Genomic DNA, 18,983 nt, shown 5'->3' with positions numbered 1-18,983 from the left:
GCTACCGTCGCTCGTACTCCTCGGGCGTGTACGTCTTGAGTTCGAGCGCGTGGATGTCGCGGGTCATGTGCTCGCCGAGCGCGTCGTAGACGAGCTGGTGCTGGCGAACGAGCGGGCGGCCCTCGAAGGCGGGCGAGACGACGACCGCCGCGAGGTGCGTGTCGTCGTCGGGATCGCGCGGGCGCGTGACCGTCGCCTCGGCGTCCTCGATACCCTCCTCGATGAGCCGCTCGACGTCTTCGGGCGTCATACCCCTACTGGCGGCGCGACGGACAAAAAGCGCGAGGGCTCAGCGCGACTTCGGACGGAGGCGCTGGATGACGCTCCGACCGCCCGAGTTCCGATCGCGCCGCTGGGCCTCGACCGGGAAGGCGATCTCCACGGTCGCCTTGTACTGGACGATCTTCCCGTCCTCGACGGAGGCCGTCCAGTCTTCGACCTCGACGCCCGAGATGTCGTGTATCGTCTCGCTCGCCTTGCTGACCGCCTCCTGGGCGGCGTCTTCCCACGATTCGCTCGACGTACCGAGCACCTTGATGATTTTCACTGCCGTCATGGGCCTCGGGGTGTACAACGCCCGGGTATTTCGTTCGTTCGTATGACACGATTGGAGAACCACCGGCGGACGGGAACGACGGCCGGAGTGGAACGACAGCGAACGCGGAACGAGGCGGGGACGGACGACGAGGGGGGGGGACGATGACGAGGGGGAAGGGCGACGAGAGGGAACGGTGACGAGAGGGGAGGGCGACGAGGGGGGCGAACGAGAGGAGGGGAGAGAGGTCGCGAGGGGGGAGGGGGAAGGAAACGGGGAACGATGAGGGCGTTCAGAGCCAGTCGTCGAGTCCCGTCTGTGCGACCGACTCCTCGATGCGCTCGAAGCCGCGTTCGACCTCGCTCTCTGGCACCTCCCACTCCTCGCAGACGTAGGCGCGGGCGGCGTCGACGTCCGGCGAGATGGCCGTCTCGAAGTCGTAGTCGTCGGTGACCGTCGGGTTCAGGAAGAGTTCGCGGATCAGGTCGGCGTGTTCGACGTAGGCGTCACGCGCCTCGAACACGCCCCAGAGGTCGCCGTGCTCGTGGACGAGTTTCACCGCCGTCTTCGGGCCGATGCCGGGGACGCCCTCGTTGAAGTCCGTCCCGCAGAGGATGCCCACGTCGACGAGTTGCTCCCAGGTGAGGTCGTGTCTCGCGAGCGTCGCCTCGAAGTCCATGAGTTCGGGAGCACCGGCGCTCGTCAACTGTCTGAGCGTCCGGGGCGCGCCGAGCAGGAGGGCGTCGTAGTCCTCGGTTCCCACGTAGTCGACCCGTCCCTTCCGGGCCATGTGCGCCGCCTGCGCCTCCCCCTCGGCGGGTGCCTCGACGATCGGCACGTCGAGCAGCCCGAGGAGTTCGCGGGTCGTCTCCTGGATCAGGGGGGTGAGCCGCTGGGTTCGCGATTCGAGCGTCGAGATCTCGACCGCGTCGCCCTCCTCGCGGGCCGCCTCCAGTTGCTCCTCGTAGCGCTCGCGCTGGTCGCGGCGGTCCTCGATCTCCGCTTCCTTCAGGTCGGTGACGCCGCCGTCGAAGACGAACACCGGCGTCACGTCGTGCTCGAAGAGCTTGGGGAGCCCCTGGACGACGCCGATGAGGTTCGCCACCTCCTCGCCCGCCGCCGTCGTGTACGCGCCGGCCGACGTGAACCGCACGGTGGTCGTGAGATACCGGTAGAGCCAGTTATGTGCGTCCACGGCGACGACGCTCCCGGCGAGGTCCGAGAAGGAGACGTCCTCGACGACCGCGAGCTGTCGCAACGCTGCGTTTCCCATCACCGGGAGTTCCGTCGGAGAACCCATCAAGGCTCGGATTCGCGCCGTCAGCGGGAGGAGGACGGCGGTTCGCGATCGCGACGGTCAGACCGAACTCGTCAGCTTCAGTCCGACGATGCCGGCCACGACGAGCAGGATGCAGAACACGCGGGCGGCGTTGTTCGGCTCGTCGAACAGCACGATACCGCCCGCGGCGGTGCCGACCGCGCCGATGCCCGTCCAGACGGCGTAGGCGGTCCCGACGGGGAGCGTTCGCGTCGCGCGCGCGAGGAGAACCATGCTGACGACGAGCGCGACGACGGTGCCGACGCTCGGCCAGAACCGGGAGAAGCCGTCCGAGAGTTCGAGTCCGAGCGCCCAGCCGATTTCGAAGATTCCGGCGACGAGGAGCGTCGCCCAGGCCCACGACATCGTCGACGGTCCGGGGGCGGGGCTTGAAAGCGTCGCGATTTACCGCGACGGTTCCTGCCGACCGACCACGGGCGACCGACCCCGAGTGGCCGATCACGAGTGGTCGATCATCGGCGGCGGACCCGCTTCTCGCTTCGCCGCGACGAACGCCCGCTCGTGGTCGGTCAGGTCGCGGGCGGCGTAGACGTCGAGCCCCTCGCGGTACCGCCCCCGGTCGACGGGGCGACCCTCGCGGTCGGCCCCCCGATCGATCGAGCGCTCGAGGACGAGTTCCGAGAGGCCCGTCTGCCGGCCCGTGTAGCCGAAGCCCGCCTTGGAGAGCGCGTGGTAGGCGAAGACGTTGTTGACGGCGATGCGGACGCGCTCGTACCCGCGCTCGCGGGCACGAGCGACGAGGAACGCGACGAGGCGCGCGCCGATCCCCTCGCCGCGGCGGTCGCGCCGGGTCGTGACGTACCGGATCCAGAGCGCGTCCGGTTCGGTCCGGTCCCCGTTGAACGAGAGCGCGGCGAGGACGCCCGCGGCCGGGGCCGGGGCCTCGCGGGCGGCGGGGAGGTCGTCTGGCGCGACCCCGTCGGCGAGCGCGACGGCCTTGCCGGTGTTCGACATGACGAACTTCCCGGCGTAGGCGAACCGCCGGTGGTCGAGGCGAAGGGTGGGGCCGTCCTCGGGCCAGCCGAGCACCGCGAACTGCATGCGCGACCGTAGCCTCCGGCGGGGTTTGTAGCTCCCGGTGGCACCGCTCGCGGACGGAGCGGGGGAGTCAAGTCCGCCCCGCGCCGAGGGAACCGCATGAGCACGACGACGGCCACCCTCCGCGGCCGCATCGATCCCTCCCTCGCGACGCTCGGACTCGCCGTGGGCGATCTGCTGCTCGTCGGCGCGTTCGTCGTCCTCGGCGAGGTGAGCCACTTCGACGCGGCGTTCGTGCTGGCGAACCCGGGGTACGTCCTCGGGACGTACCTCCCGTTCGCCCTCGGTTGGCTCGTCGTCGCCCCGCTGGTGGGGGCGTACGGGCGCGCGGCCCGCTCGACGGCGCGGTCGGCCGCGGTCTACGCCGCCGGCTCGTGGTTCGGCGCGGTCGTCGTCGGGCAGGCGCTGCGGGCGACGGCGCTGTTCCACGGCGAGTTCGCGGCGACCTTCTTCCTCGTCTCGCTCGGCGTCGGCCTCGCACTGCTGCTGCCGTGGCGGGTGGCGGTCAGCGTCGTCGGCTGAGCCGGAGGAGGGAGAGGCCGATCGCCGACGCGCCGAACGCGAACGCGGCGAGGATGACGAACAGGAGGTCGGCAGAGAGGTACTGGAGGGCGGTCCCCGCGATCGGCGCGCCGAGCGCGCCGACGCCGAAGACGCCGAGGTAGGTGTAGCCGTAGGAGAGCCCGCGCGCCTCGGAGGGCGTGTACTCGGCGACGGTCGCCTGGTAGAACGGCTGGACGAGAAAGAGGAAGAAGCCGAGGACGGCGCTGAGCGCGAGGAGCGGGAGGACCCCGACCGCGGCGACCGGCAGATATGCGAGCGCGACCAGCCCGAGGGTCCCGTAGCCGACCGCGAGGCCGAGTTCGAGCGGCACGCGGTCGGTGAGTTTCCCGCCGGCGTACTGGCCGAGGACGCCCACGCCGAGCAGGAACGTGTAGATGTAGTTGGCGGGCGTGAACTCTCGTCCGAACAGTTCCATGGGCCGGATGACGTCGAAGCCGCCGAGCAGTTCGGGGAGGAACGTCAGGATGCCGCGGTAGTAGATCCCCGAGAGCATGACCGCGGCGAAGACGAGGACGAACGCGCCGACGAACAGCCGCCGCGAGGTCGCGACGAACTCCGCGAACGAGTCGACACCGGGGTTCGCCTTGCTCGTCCCGCCGTCGGCCGCGATCGCCGCCGTCTCGTTCACGTCCGCGCGGAGCGCGAACAGCGCGCCGGCGAGCGCCGGGAGCGCGAGGAGTGCGACGACGAGGTGCCAGTCGTCGCCCAGCAGAAAGAGGAGAACGGTGGTGAGAAACGGGCCGAGGGCGGTGCCGACGTTGCCCGCCGTCCCGTGGTAGGCGAACGCGGTGCCGCGTTCCTCGACCCCCCGGGTGATGAGCGAGAGGCCCGCCGGGTGGTAGACGCTCGCGGACGCTCCCCAGACGACGAGCGCGAGCGCGACGACCGGCAGGCTCGGCGCGACGCTCAACAGGAGGAACGCCCCTCCCATCCCGACGAGGCTGGCGACGATGAGCGGCTGCGAGCCGATCCGATCGGTGAGCACGCCCGCCGGGAGCGCGCCGAGGCCGAACAGCGCGAGGCCGACGCCGACGATCCCCCCGATGACCGCCGACGTCGTGTCGAACTGGACCAACCAGACGGTGATGAGGACTGGAAAGGCGAACTCGTAGGTGTGAACCATCGAGTGCGCCAGCATCACCAGCCCCGTGATCGCCCGATCGTTGTGATTCACACTACCACTCCCCACACGATCCATTTCAAGCCGTCGGTCCCCCCGGGCGAAGGTTGACCGTACCGACGAATACTTATATCACCGATACAGCCCCGCAGTCTACCGTTTTCGTTGCGAAACCACACTATAACTTATACAGATTCTACCCCATCGTTCGATTGTCAATATCCGTCTGCTACGATAGAAGATATCGGCGAGTTACGCCGAAAGACTTTAGTACCACATCACCGTTTGTTATGATAGATTATGACTGGGTACTACGACGTCGTTCTAGGGGTCATTCCGGTTGCGCTCGCAGGTATCTCGGGGACGCTCGCGCTCGCGGGCGTCGAACTCACCATGGCGGTCCCCATCGCGGCGCTGGTGGCCGTCGCGGTCATGGGGCACGCGATGTTCGTCAACGCCCCGACCGATCGACCGGTCGCATCCGAGGGCGCAGGCGTACGCGGTCCCGTCAACGCCGACTGATTCGTCGGTCCTCCGCCGAGCCCTCCGCTGCTCTGTTTCTCGACGTCGAAACCGCGTTCGATTCGCCGCAGCCGCCAACGCTAAGCCGCGGCCCTCTCATGTCTGTCACATGACCGAGACGCTCTTTCTCACCAGCGGCGAACTCGCCGACCTCGCGACGCCCGCGGAGTACGTCGAGGCGGTCCGCGAGGGGTACCGCCAGCAGGGTCCCGCCGAACCTCGAACCCGTCTCGTCAGCGAGGCACCGGTCGGGATGCTCACGGGATATCTCGCCATCCTCCCGGAGACGGGTGCGATGGGCGGCTACACCTACGCCGCCGGGTTCGAGCGGGGCGACGTGCACTTCGTGCTGCCGCTGTTCGACGCTCGCTCGGGCGACCCCCTCGCGCTCATCGACGGCGCGAGCATGAACCCGTTCAAGACCGGCGCGACGGGAGCCGTCGGCATCGACGCGCTCGCCCGCGAGGACGCGAGCGTCCTCGCCATCATCGGGAGCGGGGCGCAGGCGCGCGGCCAGCTCGCCGCGGCCGTGACGGTCCGCGACTTCGAGACGGTGAACGTCTACTCCCCGACGAAGGAGCACCGCGAGGCGTTCGCTAGCGAGGCGAACGGCCGGTACGACGCCAGCGTCGGCGCGGTCGCCTCCAGCGACGCCGCCGTCGAGGGCGCGGACGTGGTGATCACGGCGACGAACGCCGACGAACCGGTGTTCGACGGCGACCTGCTCGAACCGGGGACGCACGTCACCGCGATGGGGCGGTACGACCCCGAGAAGCGCGAACTCGACGCGACCACCGTCGAGCGCGCGACGTACGTCGTCGACCTACGCGCGCGCGCCGCCCAGGACGCCGGGGCGTTCATCAGGGCCGTCGAGGAAGGGGTCGTGAGCGAGGGTCACCTCCACGGCGACCTGGGCGAGGTGCTCGCGGGCGACGTTCCGGGCCGCCAGAGCGACGACGAGATCACGGTGTTCGACAGCGGCGGCACCGCTATCGAGACGGTCGCCGCGGCGCACATGCTCTACGAGAAGGCGAAGGCCGAGGGCCTCGGCGAGTACGTCGACCTCGCGCCGGGGAGCGAGGCGCTGACCGGCCGGTAGCGGGACCGCCGAGGCGCGACGTGGGGGGAGCCGACGGCCCGCGAGCGCCGCAGGCGCGAGCGGACGCGCCGAACGACCGCAGGGGGTGAAGCGCGGTTTTGCCAGCGACCGAGCGAAGCGAACGAGCGCGGAGACAGTAGTGGCGGACAGGCGACGCCGCGGCGCTGCTCGCGGGGCGTGGCGTCGCACGACCGCAAAGCGCCCCGCGACGATTCTCACGTCACACGGACGCTGGTCCCGCTCTCGGATATAAAGCTACGGGACGAAATATCGGTTTCACCACCGCCGACGCCAGCGCGGCACCCGCGAGCGAACACAGTGAGCGAGCGGGCCAAGGAACCTTCGAGGGCGTGAGCGAAGCGAGCGCCCGAGGAGGTGACGCGGGCTTTTGGTCCAGCTTTTGCCAGGGAGTCGCGGCCGACCGCGAAGCGGTTCGGCCGCACGCGACCGCAGCAAAAGCTGGTGGTTGAAACGCGGCGGGTTCTCATCCGAGTCCGAGCGCACGAAGCAGCGGGACCCCCGACGCGAGCGCGCCGGCGAGGTAGCCGACGATGGCCCCGCCGTTCAGGAGCGGGAGGCCGGCGTGCGCGCGTCCCTTCATCACCATCCTCACGAGCACGAGCAGGCCGGCGAGCGTCCCGACCATCGCGGTGAGCGCGGGCAGGGTGAGCGCCGGCAGGCCGGGGACGCCGAGGGAGGGCGTCTCGAGGAAGAACGCGGCGCTGGCGACGAGGATCGTGGGCATCACCGCGTCGCCGAGGCCGATGAAGAAGGCGTCGCGCTCGGCCGGGGCCGGCGCGTCCTCCCCCGCCGAATCGGCGCCGTTCGCTCCCGGCCGGTCGTCGGTCACCTCCCCGCCGTCCGGCGTCGTCCCCCCGTCGGAGACGCGGGCCGCGCCGTCCTCCTCCAGGAACGAGTAGTCGAGCGTGAGCGGGACGACCAGCACGACCGGAACGCGCAGGTCCATGACGCCGGATGCGAGCGTGAGCATGTGCTCGGTGCCGTAGACGCTGATGGCGTCGTAGACGGCGAGCGCCGCCAGGAGGAGCAGGGCGGGCAGGAGACCGAAGCTGATGCCGAACAGCGCCGCCGCGCCGACGCCCATCACGATGCCGGTCGCGTCGATGACGTACCACTCGGGGTAGACGAGCAGCGCGAGCGCGAGGAGGCCCGCCGCCCCGAGGGCGGCCCCGCTGAACCCCCCGACGGCGACCACCGGCGGGAGGAGGACGAGGAAGACGTAGTACGAGAGCATCCCCCCGGAGAGGACGATGAACAGGCGGATCACGGCGTCCCCCCCGAGCTTGAACGCCGCGAGCATCGCGCCCGTGGCGACGAGGATGGCGACGAGGTAGAGGAGGCTGTTCGTCGGATCCTGCGGGTCTTCGACGGTCTGCAGTCCGGCGGATTTGAACGGCTCGACCATCGCCAGCGCGCCGACCTGCACGAGCAGGAAGATGAGTACCGTCGCGCCGGCGGCGACGTACGCCCGTCTGTTCATATCGGGAGTCAGGGAGAGGCGTCGTTTGTGCGTTGTGCTTGGCCGGTGGTCGACGGTCGGGCGACGACGACCGTCACCGGGCGTAGAGCTTCGTTCCGAGCAGCGCCGCGGGGCGGACGTCGTCGTCGGGCGAGACGGCGACGTAGGGGCGGGAGACGGGACCGAACACGTCGACCACGCGCCCGACGCGGTCCAGGTTCTCGTCGAGCACCTGGACGCCGAAGTCGGGGTGTGACCTGTCGGGCGAGCGGACGACGACGAGTCCCTGGGCGGTCCGGACCGCCTCGCCGACGCGCTTCATTCGCGGAGGGCCGCGACGTAGGCCGCCACCGCCTGGAGGAGGTCGCTCTTGCCCGCGTCGTCGGCGTTCTGGACCAGGACGCGCCCGCGGGGTTCGTACTCCCGCGGGTAGGTCTTGTCGCGTTCGATGACGGCGTCGTAGCCGACCTGCTGGACGGCCCGGGCGATCTCGTCCACCGTCGGGTCCTCGACGGCGAGTTCGAGCGAGACGCGCCGTCCCTCGCGCCGAGAGCAGTTGGCGTCGAGGGCGGCGGGCCAGATGACGTTCTCGACCATGTGCTCGATACCCCACGGGAGGGTGAACTAGGTTTCGAAGGCTCCGCCCCCCGCTCCCGGGGCCACCATCGCCTCTCGTTCCCGAGTCGTCATGGCATCGACGCCTCCGGTGTCGACGGTCGCGGCGCTCGGACGGACGCCCGGACGGTGCTCGGGGGGCGACCGGCGGTAGCCGCGGCTGTCGAGCCACGGCCGAGAACGAAACCGCCGTCTGGCACTACGTTCGCCGGAGCGTCAGCAGCGCCGCGCCGACGAGGGCGACCACAGCGGCGGCGACGCCGAAGCCGGGGCCGCTCCCGCCCGTTCCGCCGGAGCCGTTGCCGTCGGTCGCGTCGGCGGACGCGTTCGTTCCGTTCGTCCCGTCAGTACCGTTCGTGCCGGCCGAGTCGTCCGTGCCGTTCGTCCCGTTCGCGGCGTCGGCGCTGGCGAGCGCCTCCTCGACCGCCTCCGGGTGGAACGTCTTCGCGAGCTTCGTCATCGGCTGGACGACGCGCGGCCCGGCCTGGTTCATCAGGCTGGCGTTGACGGTGACCGTCTGGTTCTTCCGGAACGCGGTGGTGCTCTCGTAGGCCGTCCCGTTGGGCAGCGGGGCGTCGTTGGGCGTGACGATCCACTCGGGGTCCTGCTTCACGACCTGCTCCTCGCTGATCTGTGCGTACCCCTGGATGCCCGCCTCGGCGGCGACGTTCTGCCCGCCAGCGGCGGTGATGACGCTGTCGATGAACGTGCCGTTGCCCGCCGTGTAGCCGTAGAACGTGTAGAGCACTCTCGGTCGCTCCTCGCCCTCCACGGCACCCTCGATGAGCTGAACGCGGTCGCGCATATCGGAGACGGTTCGCTCCGCGCCCTCGCACTCGCCGGTCAGCCGACCGACGCGCTCGATCTGTCGGTAGATGCTCTCGATGGAGGTGTCGGAGGCGAACTTGTAGACGGGGATCCCGGCGTCGCGGATCTGCTGGATCTGCTCGTCCGCGATGCTCCCCGGCGCGACGACGAGGTCGGGGTCGAGCTTGACGACCTGCTCTACGTCGACGGCCATCCCGCCGTCGGTGAGCACGTCGGTGCGCTCCTTCGAGCCGTCCAGGTACGCGGTGTACGACCGGACGGGCATCCCCACCACCTTGTCCTTCGCGCCGATCTCCCACATGATCTGCGCGGTGCTCGCCTGCAACGCGACGACGCGCTGGGGCTCCTCCTCGACGGTCACGTTCGCCCCCGTCGCGTCGGTCGCGCTGTAGGGGAACGAACACTGTGCTTGCTCCTGTTGTGCCGCGCTCGCGGGGACCGCGCTCGCCGGAACGACGCCGACGAGCAGAACCGCGAGCACGACGAGTAGGCGGAAACGCATGCGTCAGACCGATCGGTGAGTATTCAATAAGTATTTACCTAATCCAAACCGGCTTGTGATCATGCAACGGTGGGCGCGAACCGTCGCCTGGTCGGTCGCCCTAGCGGTCGCGCTGTTCGCGTCGGTCGTCGGGAGCGTCATGCTCGGGTCGGTCGATCTCGCCGCGATCGACGTGACGAAGGCGATCCTCAACGCGGTCGCGGTGCCGTCGTCGGTGTCGCTCGCGTCCCGACCGGCCCGCCTCCCGCTCCTCGGGCAGGTCTCGTGGCTGGCGCTCGACGTGGGATACGTCCACCCGTTCGCCTTCGAGGTGAGCCGCGCGACGGAGATCATCGTCGTACGGCTCCGACTTCCCCGCATCGCGCTCGCGGCGGTCGTCGGTTTCGCGCTCGCCGCCGCGGGAACCGTGATGCAGGGGTTCTTCCGAAACCCGATGGCGGATCCGTCCATCATCGGCGTCTCGTCGGGGGCCGCCGTCGGAGCGGTCGCGGCCATCGTCGTCGGTCCGCCCGCGATCGTCGCGGGACTGCCGGCGGGGGTCCGCATCGCGGCGCTCGCGTTTGCGGGGGCGCTCGCCGCCGCCGCGCTCGTCTACGCGATCGCCTCGAAGGACGGGCGGACGCCGGTGGCGACGCTCCTGCTCGCGGGCGTCGCCGTCCAGACGTTCCTCGGCGCGGTCGTCTCCTTCCTGCTCGTGCAGGCCGGCGACAGCCTCGAACGGGCGCTCTACTGGCTCATGGGCCACCTCCACGGGGCGGGGTGGAACGACGTGACGCTCACCCTCCCGGTCGTGCTCGTCTCGTTCGGCGTGCTCGCGGCCTACGCCCGCGACCTGAACGTCCTCCTGCTGGGCGAGGAGGACGCCCACGCCCTCGGGATCGAGGTCGAGCGCACGAAGCGGATCCTGCTCGCGGTCTCGACGCTGATGACCGCCGTCGCCGTCGCCGTCGTCGGCGTCGTCGGCTTCGTCGGGCTGATCGTCCCGCACGTGATGCGCCTGCTCGTCGGTCCCGACCACCGGATCCTGCTCCCGACCAGCGCGCTCGCCGGGAGCACGTTCCTGGTTCTAACGGACGCACTCGCCCGCTCCGGCCCGGGTGAACTCCCCGTCGGCATCGTCACGGCGGCGCTCGGCGCGCCCTTCTTCCTCTACCTGCTCCGCCGGCGCGAGGTGCACGCGCTGTGATCGCCGTCGACGACCTCCGGGTGACCCTCGGCGGGACGCGTGTGCTCGACGGCGTCTCCTTCGACGTTCCGACGGGGAGCTTCGCGGCGATCGTCGGACCCAACGGGGCCGGCAAGACCACGCTCCTGCGGTGCATCAACGGCGTGATCGCCCCGGACGGCGGCAGGGTGACCGTCGACGGTCGCCCGGTCGCGTCGCTGTCCGCCCGCGAGCGCGCCCGCCTCCTCGCGACGGTCCCGCAGGACACCACGCTCGGCTTCGACTTCTCCGTGCGCGACGTCGTCGCCATGGGCCGAACCCCACACAGGGGACGGTTCGAGCGCGCCGACCCGGGCGACGCCGACGCGGTCGAACGGGCGCTGGAGCGTACCTGCGTCGGTCACCTCGCGGACCGGCCCGTCGGGTCGGTCAGCGGCGGGGAGCGCCAGCGCGTCCTCCTCGCGCGCGCGCTCGCACAGGCGACGCCGGCGCTCCTCCTCGACGAGCCGACGGCGAGCCTCGACATCAACCACCAGGTGGGGACGCTCGAACTCGTCTCGGGGCTGGTCGACGACGGGCGGACCGCCCTGGCCGCCATCCACGACCTCGACCTCGCGGCGCGGTACTGCGACGCCCTCGTCGTCCTCGCCGGGGGGAGGGCGCTGGCCGCGGGACCCCCGGCCGAGGTCCTCACCGAGGAGGTCGTCCGGCGGGCGTTCGACACGGCGTCCGCCGTACGCACGAACCCCGTCACCGGAACGCCGTCGGTGACGGCGCTGGGGGGACACCACGCCGACCGCGAGGGAGTCGACGGCCCCCGCGCTCGCGACGAACGGGACGCGTGAGTCGGTCGGACGCATGAGTCGGACGCGTGGGTCGGTCGGACGCGTGCGTCAGTCGCGATCGGGGCGCGGATCGGACGCGAGGCGTGTAGAGCGTACGAGACGGCGGTTCGGGATGGGGCGGGCGAGCCCGGTGGAACGGACGGGGGTGGGACGAACGGGCGCGGAGCGGGCGGAATACGGGCGAACGGGAGACGGGACGGTCGGGACGGCTCCTCGGCCGGCGAGAGGAGAAATACACGACACCACCACATACATTATCTAATTACAGTATCCAAAAATTAGATGTTTCTCGGCGTCCCAGTGAGCGTGATGGTGAACAAGGTCTTGCTCGTCGTCATCGGCGGCGTCGTACTCGCGTCGATGGCCGTGGGCGGCTTCCTCGGTGCGCAGTTGTACGACGGGCCGACGGCGACGGACGCGCCGTCTTCCTCGGGCGACGGTGGTGACACGAACGAGAGCGGAACGGACACCCCTCGCGAACCGACCGGGACGAACGGGACGAACGCGACGGGAGGCGAGAACGGGACCGACGACGCGGCCGACGGGACCGACGAACGGGCGTTCCCCGCCGAGGAGGTGGACGCGGCGCGGGTCGAGCGCGAGATCGTCGCGATCGTGAACGCCGACGTGCGGGCGAAGGCGAGCGGCGACCTCCCGGCGCTCGCGCGCACCGACGACCTCGACGCGATGGCCCGGTTCCACAGCGACAACATGGTCGCACAGGGCTACCCCGCGCACGCCGCCGGCGGCTACACCACGCTGGAACGATACGAGACGTTCGACCTCTACGACCAGTGTCGGGTCCCCGACGACACGCGCTCGGGCGTTCGCGAAGGACGGGAACTCGAAGTCGTCTCCCGCGTCGAACTCAGCGCGGGAGACGTTCCGGGAGAGCGCGCCATCGCCCGGGCGATCGTGACCGGCTGGACCGATGATCCCGACGCCCGGACGAAACTCACCTACCGGTACGCCGAGCGGGTCGGCACAGGCGTGTCCGTCACGGACGAGGGGTACGTCTACGCGACGCTCGATCTCTGCTGAGCGCCCGTCCGCTTCGTTCCGGTCCGTTCCGGTCCGTTCCGGTATCCCGCGAAGGGTTTAGGTGTTCCTAAACCGTAAGACGAGTACGATGAGAAAGCGTGAATTGGTCCACTATCACGCCCTGCTCGACCGAATCGCACGGTACATGCGAGTACGGGGGGACCTACCGGAGGACGCACTCGAGGAGTACGAGTCGCTCGGCGTCGCGCCCGCGGCGGTGTACCGGTCGAAGGGCGATCACGAGGTCGCGGTCAGGACGCTGGCGGAACGTCTCACCGCGGCGGCGGAGCGCGCGCTCGATCGCGTCGAGGGGGAGCCTGCCGACGAACGCCAGGCCAGCGTCCACAGCAACTGATCGTGTCGAGCCCAGCATGAGGAGGGGAGGGACGTGAGTTCGGCGGATCGCTTCTTCCTGTTCGTCGCCGTCGTCGTCTTCGTCGTCATCGCTCTCGGGGTCGCGCTCGCGCTGGTGCTGTGACCGGCGGGTAGGTCCGGTCCCGCCCATCCCACGAGCGACCTCGTCGCTCGTGGTAGGAGACGACCGTCCCAGGGACCGCTCGGGTCCGATCGGGCGGCCGGTCGCCCCGGCATACCGCGACACGGCGGCGGCACTCCGCAACCCTTATACTGCTCTTCGCACCAGTATCAGTTGCGCCGCGAGGCGTCGAAGACCGCGCCGGTGTAGCTCAGCTGGCAGAGCGAATCCTTCGTAAGGATTAGGTCGAGGGTTCAAATCCCCCCACCGGCTCTTTCTGTCCGCGAACTGTGGCGAGGAGCGCGAGCAGTCGATCCGAATCCGGGAGCGACGAAGCGTCGATCCCGATTCGAATCCACCCGGTACGAGCAGACGTCGGTGACGGTATCGCGCCCGGCCGCCGTACCGGAGACGTCCCTATCTGTTAGCAAGTACCGTACGGGTTTTTGTGACCGTGACGTCAAACGGAGCGTATGGACTTCGCACCGTTCGCGCCGACGTGGTCGGGGGACGACGGTGGCCTCGTCGACGAGACGGCGTACATGGCCGGGGAACTCACCGGAGAGTGCATCCTCGTGCCACTTCTCTCCCCGGAGGTCCCGGCGATCACCGACCAACTCGAGATCGCGGCGACGCTCGCTCGGACGGCCGACGCGTCGCTCTACCTCACGAATCCCGTCAGGATCCCCGAGCAGACCCCGATGGAGTTCCGCGAGCAGGTCGCGACCGACGACGATCGCGAACTCCTCGACTGGGCGCTCGATCAGGCCGCCGCGTCGACGTCACAGGTGGACGGCGGAATCCTGTATAGTCGCCGGATCGTCAGGGGCGTCCTCCGCACGATCGCGACCCACGACGTGGACACGCTCGTCCTGCCGGGGAATTCGCCGAGAGACCTCCTCCACCGGAAGGTCACGGAGCAGATCGCGGCCCACGCCGGGTGTGACGTCGTCGTCGTCAACGGGAGGAGCGGCTACGACGAGGTGCCGTCGATCCTCCTTCCGATCGCCGGTGGCCCCCACTCCGGCCTGGCGACGGACGTCGCCGGGCAGATCGCCGAAGACTGCGACGCGTGGGTCGACGTCCTCCACGTCGTCGGGGAGGACGCGTCGGATCGCCGGCGGAGCGCCGCGGAGGAGTACGTCGACGCGGCGTACGAGCGCATCGGGCGACCCGAGACCACGACGACCTGGATACTCGAGGCGGAGGACACCGGTGAGGCGATCGTCGAGCAGTCGCGGTACTATCCCCTCACGGTGATCGGCGCGCCGACCACGGGTTCGCTGCGCCAGTTGATCCACGGCTCCACGAACCGGTCGGTCCGCGCGAACGCCCAGAGCGTGGTGCTGTCGGCACGGAACGCCCACGCCGCGCGGCCCCTCGCCGGCGACTGACGGTCTCGCCGCTCGCCGACGTCGGGGTTGGCGTCGGGGTCGGCGTCAGACGCCGGCGGAGGTCTCGAAGGGGAGGTAGCGGTCCTCCCACTCCTGACGGTCGGCGAGCGCCTTCCGCCCCTTCTCGGAGAGCGCGTAGTAGTTTGTACGGCGGTCGACGTTCCCCTTCTCGACGTGTCCCCGGTTCACGAGGGTATCGAGGTTGGGATACAACCGCCCGTGGGTGATCTCGCGGTCGAAGTCGGCTTCGAGATCGGTCTTGAGTTGCTGGCCCGACGGACGGTCGTAACTTGCAATCACGTACAACAGGTCGCGCTGAAACCCGGTGAGGTCGAACAGGCTCATCGTGTCACCCCACCAGGTGATAGGTCATTGTTAATCGGCTCTTTCGAGCGTACGGGACGGTATAAACGCGGACTTCTCCGATCGACGAACGAAACGCTCTCGCGGTCGGTATCCTTCCCACTGTTCGTTCGATTCCGCGGAACGAACGTCGTACGCGAGGCGTCGTCGACGGTCATCGCCGCCTAACCGCGAACGCAGGTGGGCGTGGAAGAGAGTCGCGCCGTCGCGTCGATCCGTCCGAAGGATCGACGCCTGCTCTCACTCGACTCGGCGATCGGGAAGATCGTCACTCGAACTCGACGACCGGAAAGACCACGCCGAGTACGAGACCGTACGCCAGGTGAGCCACGAGCGTCATCGGGTCGAACCACGGGAACGGGAGCGCGGCCGCCGCGCCGAGCGCGTCGAGCCACAGCGACATCGCGACGGCCCAGACGACGGCCCCGTACCCGAGCCCGAGCGCGGGTCGTTCGAGGAGTGACGACGCCGCGCTTCGCCGCCCCCTTCGTCCCGGGGAGGTCCACTCCCGAGGAGCGTCGGGGACCGCCGACCGCCGTGTGAGGAGGAACGTACTCCTTACCCCGAGCGAAGTTCACGTATCGTCGGAACAATCTATTTATAACCGACGCGTGTCGCCTGAAACAGGCGCATCCGTCCGGAGGGCACGGACGACGAGTACGTCCGGTCACGGGTGGGGAATCCTCGTCGGCGCACACTCACTCGCCGTCCTGCCCACGGACGGTGCGTCTCCTCTTCACTGCCGGGGCGCGTACCGCCGACGAACCGGCGACTGGAGCGTCTCGCCTCGGCACCGCCACCGTCGAACGAACGCACGCGCTGGGCGTAGGACGACCGCGTGCGATCGGGGATGAGAACGAGCGTCGTTTCGTTCGAGGGGTCAGCGGCGACACCCGGAAATCGAACGTCTCACTCGTCCTCCGCGCAGTGAGGACACGCTCCGTCCTCGATGTAGACTTCGAGCACGGTTCCACCGCAGTTCGGGCACTCCGCTAGGGGAATCTCCGATTCGTCCTCGCTCATAGGTACTCTCACTCGAGTCGAAACCGGGTCACGACTCGAGAGCGAGTAAATACCACTGTAATAAATAGCTTTCTCAGGCGTGGCAGTCTTTTATCTATCGTGTCAGATACGGACGGTCGACCGGAGCATCGTCGTCCGGGGCGACGGCGAACCCGCGCTGTTGCCGAACGGGTCGGCCGGCGAATCTCACACGAACCATTATATTAATATAGGGCGTAGCGTCGCGCCACGGAGCGCCGTGCCCGTCGCCTGTGGGGCGGGATCGACACCCGCGCTTCGTGGAGTCACCGCATGTCGTCCAACGAATCCACCGACGAACGATCCGCGATCGAGTGTCCCGCCTGCGGGAAGTGCTTCCTCACGGCGCGCGGGATGAAGAGCCACCACCTGCAGGTGCACGACGAGGCCGTCGTCGGTGGGGAGTCCCGGAAGAGCGAGAGGTAGCGTCACCCTCGCCGGTCACGGCGAGGATCCATCGCGTGACGGAGGACGGTCCGCCGCCGAGGGCGAGAGGCGGCGCGACCGCGAGCGGAACCCGCGGGGGCGCTGGCCGTGCCGTCGCGCTCCCGGCGGTCGGCGAACGTGATCGCACCCGCGAAAATATCCGACGGGAGACGATCACGTCTCGCTCAATTAACGTTTTATGCGAGGATGAAGTCGCTAGTGACGAATCCGTTCTCGGTGAGGTGCACAAAGGGGGCATCAGCCGACGCGGATTCGTACGGTTCATCTACCACCTGAACCGTGACATCCCCACCTGTGTCCTTTTTGCGGGCGATCGAGCACCGTGCCCCGCGAACCCGTGACCCCGCGACGACCGTCCGGGAGGAGAACGCGATCACCCGACGGTGTCCCGAGACGCTCGACGGAGTGACGCCTCGGCGTCCGTCTACGCACTGGACGCCCGGGAGAGGGCTTCGACGTCGGCTTCGAGTTCGTCGGCGAACTCCAGCCTGATCTCGAGGGCCTTCTCGCGGGGGATCGTCCAGTTCCGCTCGATCCGGTCCGCGATCGGATCGTAGCGCGTGACGTCGAAGCCCATCGTCGTGAGGTAGTCCTGAACGCGGAGGGAGCGAAGCCCGTCGCTGATCGCCTCCCGGCTCAACTCCTGCAGTTCGGCGAACGGCGGAAGGCCGATCCGGTCGGTCCACGTCCCGGTCTCGCCGACGACGACCTCCTTGTACTCCGTCTGCGCGAGGAGTCGCTCGACGTCCTCGACGAGCCGGAGCGTCTGACTGGGGAGGGCGGTGTCCGGCGCGCGCCACTCGACCGTCGGCGACTGCTCGCGCAACCGGACCGGCGTGAACACCGAACTCTCGGGCGGGAAGTACCGCTCGAACTGCTCGCGGTCGACGCCGACCTCCTCGGCGATCCGCCGGAGGTCGCGGTGGTGTTCCTCGACGCGCGCGTTCCACTCCTCGATGTCGGAGACGTAGTCCCAGAGGTCGCGATAGCGGGCGAACTCCCGGTGGGCCTCGTAGCGGTAGACCGCCGCCCGCGACGAACTGGCGACCTGACTGCTGCTGTAGTACGGCGAGGAGTTGACGAGCGCGAGCGCGGGGTCGAGGGCGGTCAGCAGGTTCAACTGTCGGACGACCTCGCCCTTGTCGAAGTGGACGTGCGTCCCGGCGCAGTGCTTCGCGTACTCGAGTTCCTCGCCGTAGATCCGCTGGAGGACCTTCCCCCGCTCGCTGGTGATGGTGAGCGACTCGCGGGCCAGCGGGGAACCGAGCGGGACGAGCCGGTAACCGTACTCGCCGACGAGCCCGAGCGTCGTTTCGACCCTGTCGACGAGCGCCGTCCGGAGTTCGTCCAGCGAGGACGCCGGCGGCGTGAGCACCTCGAGTAACGGCGGGATGAACTCCTCCTCGAGGAAGTCGTGCGCCTCCGGAAGTTCGGGCGGGACGGCCACCAGTTCGCCGTCTTCGTCTACGAGCCAGTATTCGACTTCGAGTCCTATCTTCATGGGATCATCACGGACCGTCGAGCGCGCCGGTCGCCGGGAGCAGTGGGCGACCACGTCGGCGCGATCTCGGTCGATCTACTCCTCCGGCAGGGAAAACGACACCGGCGAGTCAGAACTCGGCCGGACCTGTGCGGGCGGGAAGGCGACTCGGTCCCCCGTCGTTTTCGACGGGACCGGCGCGCGCGTACCGACGAGAGCGCCCGGGGACGGAGGTCGCGATCACCGTCCGACCTCCTCGACGTCAGTCTCACCCTCAAATTCGACCGCTCGTCCGACAAAACTAGAAGAAATAAAATAATCTGATATATTCTCAGAGTAAAGATAGACGTCTTGTACCTGCGCGCAATACTTTCATAACTCGCCGTCGCGTACTTTGTGTTCGGGATCATGACCGACACCACATCGTTCGAAGAGGAGATGACGCGGGAGGAACTCGCGTCGTACCTTCACGGCATCGCCGACGAGTTCGCCCGCGGCGAGGGCGAGGAGGCGACCATCCAGGTCGGGAACAAGCGCGTCACGCTCCAGCCGGGAAACGAGGTCGCCTGCGGGGTGAGCGTGAAGGAGCGGTCCGCGCTCATCAGGAAGGGCCGCCAGGAGATGACGATCACCATGAACTGGAGGACCTGAGATGAGCGAACTGCTCCTGCAGGTCGACGCCGGACTGACGAGTTCCATCGTCGCGTTCGTCATCAGCCTGCTCATCGGCGCGATCGGCATCCACGTCGGCGCGACGCTCATCATCGACCGGGACGTGGGCTTCGGCCGCGCCATCTTCACTGCGCTCGTCGGGGCGCTCGTGTGGGCGCTGGTGAGCTTCTTCCTCGGCTGGGTCCCGCTCCTCGGACCGCTTCTCGCGGTCGTCGCCTGGATCGGCGTCATCAACTGGCAGTACCCCGGCGGGTGGTTCGCGGCCGCCGCCGTCGGCGTCATCGCCGTCATCGCCTCCGCCGTGGTGCTGTGGCTCCTCGGGACGTTCCTCGGCGTCGGGATGGACGCCCTCGGCGTCCCCGGAGCGTAACCTGCCGACGCCCGGAGCGTAACGCGTCGACGTGGGGTGCCCGCACGC

At 69.0% G+C, this 18,983-nt stretch carries 22 protein-coding genes, 1 tRNA gene and 2 pseudogenes; 12 read left to right on the top strand and 13 right to left on the bottom strand.

Annotated features, from left to right (window positions below):
* Position 1: 1 nt before the first annotated feature.
* The 5 genes from NKI68_RS15095 to NKI68_RS15075 form a co-directional block, all read right to left on the bottom strand.
* Positions 2-250: a BolA family protein gene (locus NKI68_RS15095; RefSeq protein ID WP_254543933.1), complete on the bottom strand. Its 249-nt coding sequence runs from the start codon at positions 248-250 to the stop codon at positions 2-4.
* 39 nt (positions 251-289) lie between these two features.
* Entirely contained in the window at positions 290-556 is a 267-nt protein-coding gene (locus NKI68_RS15090; protein ID WP_254543932.1) for a dodecin family protein, read from the bottom strand.
* A 271-nt stretch (positions 557-827) separates the two neighbouring features.
* Entirely contained in the window at positions 828-1,808 is a 981-nt protein-coding gene (fen, locus tag NKI68_RS15085; RefSeq protein WP_254543931.1) for a flap endonuclease-1, read from the bottom strand.
* 84 nt (positions 1,809-1,892) lie between these two features.
* Positions 1,893-2,219 carry a DMT family transporter gene (locus NKI68_RS15080; RefSeq protein WP_254543930.1) on the bottom strand — a complete coding sequence of 109 codons (327 nt, stop codon included), beginning with the start codon at positions 2,217-2,219 and terminating at the stop codon, positions 1,893-1,895.
* Between the two features lie 93 nt (positions 2,220-2,312).
* Positions 2,313-2,915: a GNAT family N-acetyltransferase gene (locus NKI68_RS15075; protein WP_254543929.1), complete on the bottom strand. Its 603-nt coding sequence runs from the start codon at positions 2,913-2,915 to the stop codon at positions 2,313-2,315.
* Between the two features lie 96 nt (positions 2,916-3,011).
* Here NKI68_RS15075 and NKI68_RS15070 point away from each other — a divergent pair, with 96 nt between their 5' ends.
* A complete protein-coding gene (locus NKI68_RS15070) occupies positions 3,012-3,434 on the top strand; it encodes a DUF3054 domain-containing protein (RefSeq protein ID WP_254543928.1) in 423 nt (140 codons plus the stop codon).
* Here NKI68_RS15070 and NKI68_RS15065 read toward each other — a convergent pair.
* Positions 3,418-4,551 carry an MFS transporter gene (locus NKI68_RS15065; RefSeq protein ID WP_438267782.1) on the bottom strand — a complete coding sequence of 378 codons (1,134 nt, stop codon included), beginning with the start codon at positions 4,549-4,551 and terminating at the stop codon, positions 3,418-3,420. The genes NKI68_RS15070 and NKI68_RS15065 overlap by 17 nt on opposite strands.
* A 345-nt stretch (positions 4,552-4,896) precedes the next feature.
* Between NKI68_RS15065 and NKI68_RS15060 the strand changes: the two genes are divergently transcribed.
* Entirely contained in the window at positions 4,897-5,118 is a 222-nt protein-coding gene (locus NKI68_RS15060) for a DUF8015 family protein (RefSeq protein ID WP_254543926.1), read from the top strand.
* A 109-nt stretch (positions 5,119-5,227) separates the two neighbouring features.
* On the top strand, positions 5,228-6,217 hold the full coding sequence (locus NKI68_RS15055) for an ornithine cyclodeaminase family protein (protein WP_254543925.1): 990 nt from the start codon (positions 5,228-5,230) through the stop codon (positions 6,215-6,217).
* A 484-nt stretch (positions 6,218-6,701) separates the two neighbouring features.
* Here the strand turns inward: NKI68_RS15055 and NKI68_RS15050 are convergent, their stop codons facing one another.
* From NKI68_RS15050 to NKI68_RS15035, 4 genes are all read right to left on the bottom strand, one after another.
* Positions 6,702-7,718 carry a presenilin family intramembrane aspartyl protease PSH gene (locus NKI68_RS15050; protein WP_254543924.1) on the bottom strand — a complete coding sequence of 339 codons (1,017 nt, stop codon included), beginning with the start codon at positions 7,716-7,718 and terminating at the stop codon, positions 6,702-6,704.
* Between the two features lie 73 nt (positions 7,719-7,791).
* Entirely contained in the window at positions 7,792-8,019 is a 228-nt protein-coding gene (locus NKI68_RS15045) for an H/ACA ribonucleoprotein complex subunit GAR1 (RefSeq protein WP_254543923.1), read from the bottom strand.
* Positions 8,016-8,294, bottom strand: a complete 279-nt coding sequence (srp19, locus tag NKI68_RS15040; protein WP_254543922.1) for a signal recognition particle subunit SRP19 — start codon at positions 8,292-8,294, stop codon at positions 8,016-8,018. The genes NKI68_RS15045 and srp19 overlap by 4 nt, the downstream gene beginning before the upstream one ends.
* A 217-nt stretch (positions 8,295-8,511) precedes the next feature.
* Positions 8,512-9,642: a PGF-CTERM-anchored ABC transporter substrate-binding protein gene (locus tag NKI68_RS15035; protein WP_254543921.1), complete on the bottom strand. Its 1,131-nt coding sequence runs from the start codon at positions 9,640-9,642 to the stop codon at positions 8,512-8,514.
* A gap of 61 nt (positions 9,643-9,703) precedes the next feature.
* Here NKI68_RS15035 and btuC point away from each other — a divergent pair, with 61 nt between their 5' ends.
* The 6 genes and pseudogenes from btuC (at position 9,704) to NKI68_RS15005 (ending at position 14,562) form a co-directional block, all read left to right on the top strand.
* Positions 9,704-10,828 carry a vitamin B12 ABC transporter permease BtuC gene (btuC, locus tag NKI68_RS15030; protein WP_254543920.1) on the top strand — a complete coding sequence of 375 codons (1,125 nt, stop codon included), beginning with the start codon at positions 9,704-9,706 and terminating at the stop codon, positions 10,826-10,828.
* A pseudogene (locus NKI68_RS15025) lies at positions 10,825-11,613 on the top strand (ABC transporter ATP-binding protein); the annotation flags it as partial. The gene btuC and the pseudogene NKI68_RS15025, both read left to right, overlap by 4 nt.
* Before the next feature lie 348 nt (positions 11,614-11,961).
* A complete protein-coding gene (locus tag NKI68_RS15020; protein ID WP_254543919.1) occupies positions 11,962-12,693 on the top strand; it encodes a CAP domain-containing protein in 732 nt (243 codons plus the stop codon).
* Positions 12,694-12,781: 88 nt separating this feature from the next.
* Positions 12,782-13,048, top strand: a complete 267-nt coding sequence (locus NKI68_RS15015) for a UPF0058 family protein (RefSeq protein ID WP_254543918.1) — start codon at positions 12,782-12,784, stop codon at positions 13,046-13,048.
* Between the two features lie 320 nt (positions 13,049-13,368).
* Positions 13,369-13,441, top strand: a tRNA-Thr gene (locus tag NKI68_RS15010).
* A gap of 200 nt (positions 13,442-13,641) precedes the next feature.
* On the top strand, positions 13,642-14,562 hold the full coding sequence (locus NKI68_RS15005; RefSeq protein WP_254543917.1) for a universal stress protein: 921 nt from the start codon (positions 13,642-13,644) through the stop codon (positions 14,560-14,562).
* A 45-nt stretch (positions 14,563-14,607) separates the two neighbouring features.
* Here NKI68_RS15005 and NKI68_RS15000 read toward each other — a convergent pair whose 3' ends face one another.
* Complete coding sequence (locus tag NKI68_RS15000; RefSeq protein ID WP_254546440.1) at positions 14,608-14,901, bottom strand: PadR family transcriptional regulator; 294 nt, start codon at positions 14,899-14,901, stop codon at positions 14,608-14,610.
* A gap of 292 nt (positions 14,902-15,193) precedes the next feature.
* Positions 15,194-15,361 (bottom strand): annotated as a pseudogene (locus NKI68_RS23595) (histidine kinase); the annotation flags it as partial.
* Between the two features lie 878 nt (positions 15,362-16,239).
* Here NKI68_RS23595 and NKI68_RS14995 point away from each other — a divergent pair.
* A complete protein-coding gene (locus NKI68_RS14995) occupies positions 16,240-16,392 on the top strand; it encodes a C2H2-type zinc finger protein (RefSeq protein ID WP_254543916.1) in 153 nt (50 codons plus the stop codon).
* Positions 16,393-16,837: 445 nt separating this feature from the next.
* Here NKI68_RS14995 and NKI68_RS14990 read toward each other — a convergent pair whose 3' ends face one another.
* Entirely contained in the window at positions 16,838-17,914 is a 1,077-nt protein-coding gene (locus NKI68_RS14990; RefSeq protein ID WP_254543915.1) for a glutamate-cysteine ligase family protein, read from the bottom strand.
* 387 nt (positions 17,915-18,301) lie between these two features.
* On the opposite strand from NKI68_RS14990, the gene NKI68_RS14985 reads away from it, so the two are divergent.
* Positions 18,302-18,544 (top strand): amphi-Trp domain-containing protein, encoded by a 243-nt coding sequence (locus NKI68_RS14985; protein ID WP_254543914.1) that lies wholly within the window; start codon positions 18,302-18,304, stop codon positions 18,542-18,544.
* Between the two features lies 1 nt (position 18,545).
* The gene (locus NKI68_RS14980) at positions 18,546-18,935 is read left to right on the top strand and encodes a hypothetical protein (protein WP_254543913.1); all 390 of its coding nucleotides are present in this window, start codon (positions 18,546-18,548) and stop codon (positions 18,933-18,935) included.
* Positions 18,936-18,983 lie beyond the last annotated feature (48 nt).

Origin of the sequence: Halomarina pelagica, assembly GCF_024228315.1 — an archaeon.
Taxonomy (GTDB): domain Archaea; phylum Halobacteriota; class Halobacteria; order Halobacteriales; family Haloarculaceae; genus Halomarina; species Halomarina pelagica.
This window is presented reverse-complemented; position numbering and strand designations above follow the sequence as displayed.

What these genes read in the sequence shown, in the direction of transcription:
- NKI68_RS15095 (WP_254543933.1), bottom strand. Translation starts at nt 250, where the DNA reads ATGACGCCCGAAGACGTCGAGCGGCTCATCGAGGAGGGTATCGAGGAC.
- NKI68_RS15090 (WP_254543932.1), bottom strand. Translation starts at nt 556, where the DNA reads ATGACGGCAGTGAAAATCATCAAGGTGCTCGGTACGTCGAGCGAATCG.
- fen (WP_254543931.1), bottom strand. Translation starts at nt 1,808, where the DNA reads ATGGGAAACGCAGCGTTGCGACAGCTCGCGGTCGTCGAGGACGTCTCC.
- NKI68_RS15080 (WP_254543930.1), bottom strand. Translation starts at nt 2,219, where the DNA reads ATGTCGTGGGCCTGGGCGACGCTCCTCGTCGCCGGAATCTTCGAAATC.
- NKI68_RS15075 (WP_254543929.1), bottom strand. Translation starts at nt 2,915, where the DNA reads ATGCAGTTCGCGGTGCTCGGCTGGCCCGAGGACGGCCCCACCCTTCGC.
- NKI68_RS15070 (WP_254543928.1), top strand. Translation starts at nt 3,012, where the DNA reads ATGAGCACGACGACGGCCACCCTCCGCGGCCGCATCGATCCCTCCCTC.
- NKI68_RS15060 (WP_254543926.1), top strand. Translation starts at nt 4,897, where the DNA reads ATGACTGGGTACTACGACGTCGTTCTAGGGGTCATTCCGGTTGCGCTC.
- NKI68_RS15055 (WP_254543925.1), top strand. Translation starts at nt 5,228, where the DNA reads ATGACCGAGACGCTCTTTCTCACCAGCGGCGAACTCGCCGACCTCGCG.
- NKI68_RS15050 (WP_254543924.1), bottom strand. Translation starts at nt 7,718, where the DNA reads ATGAACAGACGGGCGTACGTCGCCGCCGGCGCGACGGTACTCATCTTC.
- NKI68_RS15045 (WP_254543923.1), bottom strand. Translation starts at nt 8,019, where the DNA reads ATGAAGCGCGTCGGCGAGGCGGTCCGGACCGCCCAGGGACTCGTCGTC.
- srp19 (WP_254543922.1), bottom strand. Translation starts at nt 8,294, where the DNA reads ATGGTCGAGAACGTCATCTGGCCCGCCGCCCTCGACGCCAACTGCTCT.
- NKI68_RS15035 (WP_254543921.1), bottom strand. Translation starts at nt 9,642, where the DNA reads ATGCGTTTCCGCCTACTCGTCGTGCTCGCGGTTCTGCTCGTCGGCGTC.
- btuC (WP_254543920.1), top strand. Translation starts at nt 9,704, where the DNA reads ATGCAACGGTGGGCGCGAACCGTCGCCTGGTCGGTCGCCCTAGCGGTC.
- NKI68_RS15020 (WP_254543919.1), top strand. Translation starts at nt 11,962, where the DNA reads ATGGTGAACAAGGTCTTGCTCGTCGTCATCGGCGGCGTCGTACTCGCG.
- NKI68_RS15015 (WP_254543918.1), top strand. Translation starts at nt 12,782, where the DNA reads ATGAGAAAGCGTGAATTGGTCCACTATCACGCCCTGCTCGACCGAATC.
- NKI68_RS15005 (WP_254543917.1), top strand. Translation starts at nt 13,642, where the DNA reads ATGGACTTCGCACCGTTCGCGCCGACGTGGTCGGGGGACGACGGTGGC.
- NKI68_RS14995 (WP_254543916.1), top strand. Translation starts at nt 16,240, where the DNA reads ATGTCGTCCAACGAATCCACCGACGAACGATCCGCGATCGAGTGTCCC.
- NKI68_RS14990 (WP_254543915.1), bottom strand. Translation starts at nt 17,914, where the DNA reads ATGAAGATAGGACTCGAAGTCGAATACTGGCTCGTAGACGAAGACGGC.
- NKI68_RS14985 (WP_254543914.1), top strand. Translation starts at nt 18,302, where the DNA reads ATGACCGACACCACATCGTTCGAAGAGGAGATGACGCGGGAGGAACTC.
- NKI68_RS14980 (WP_254543913.1), top strand. Translation starts at nt 18,546, where the DNA reads ATGAGCGAACTGCTCCTGCAGGTCGACGCCGGACTGACGAGTTCCATC.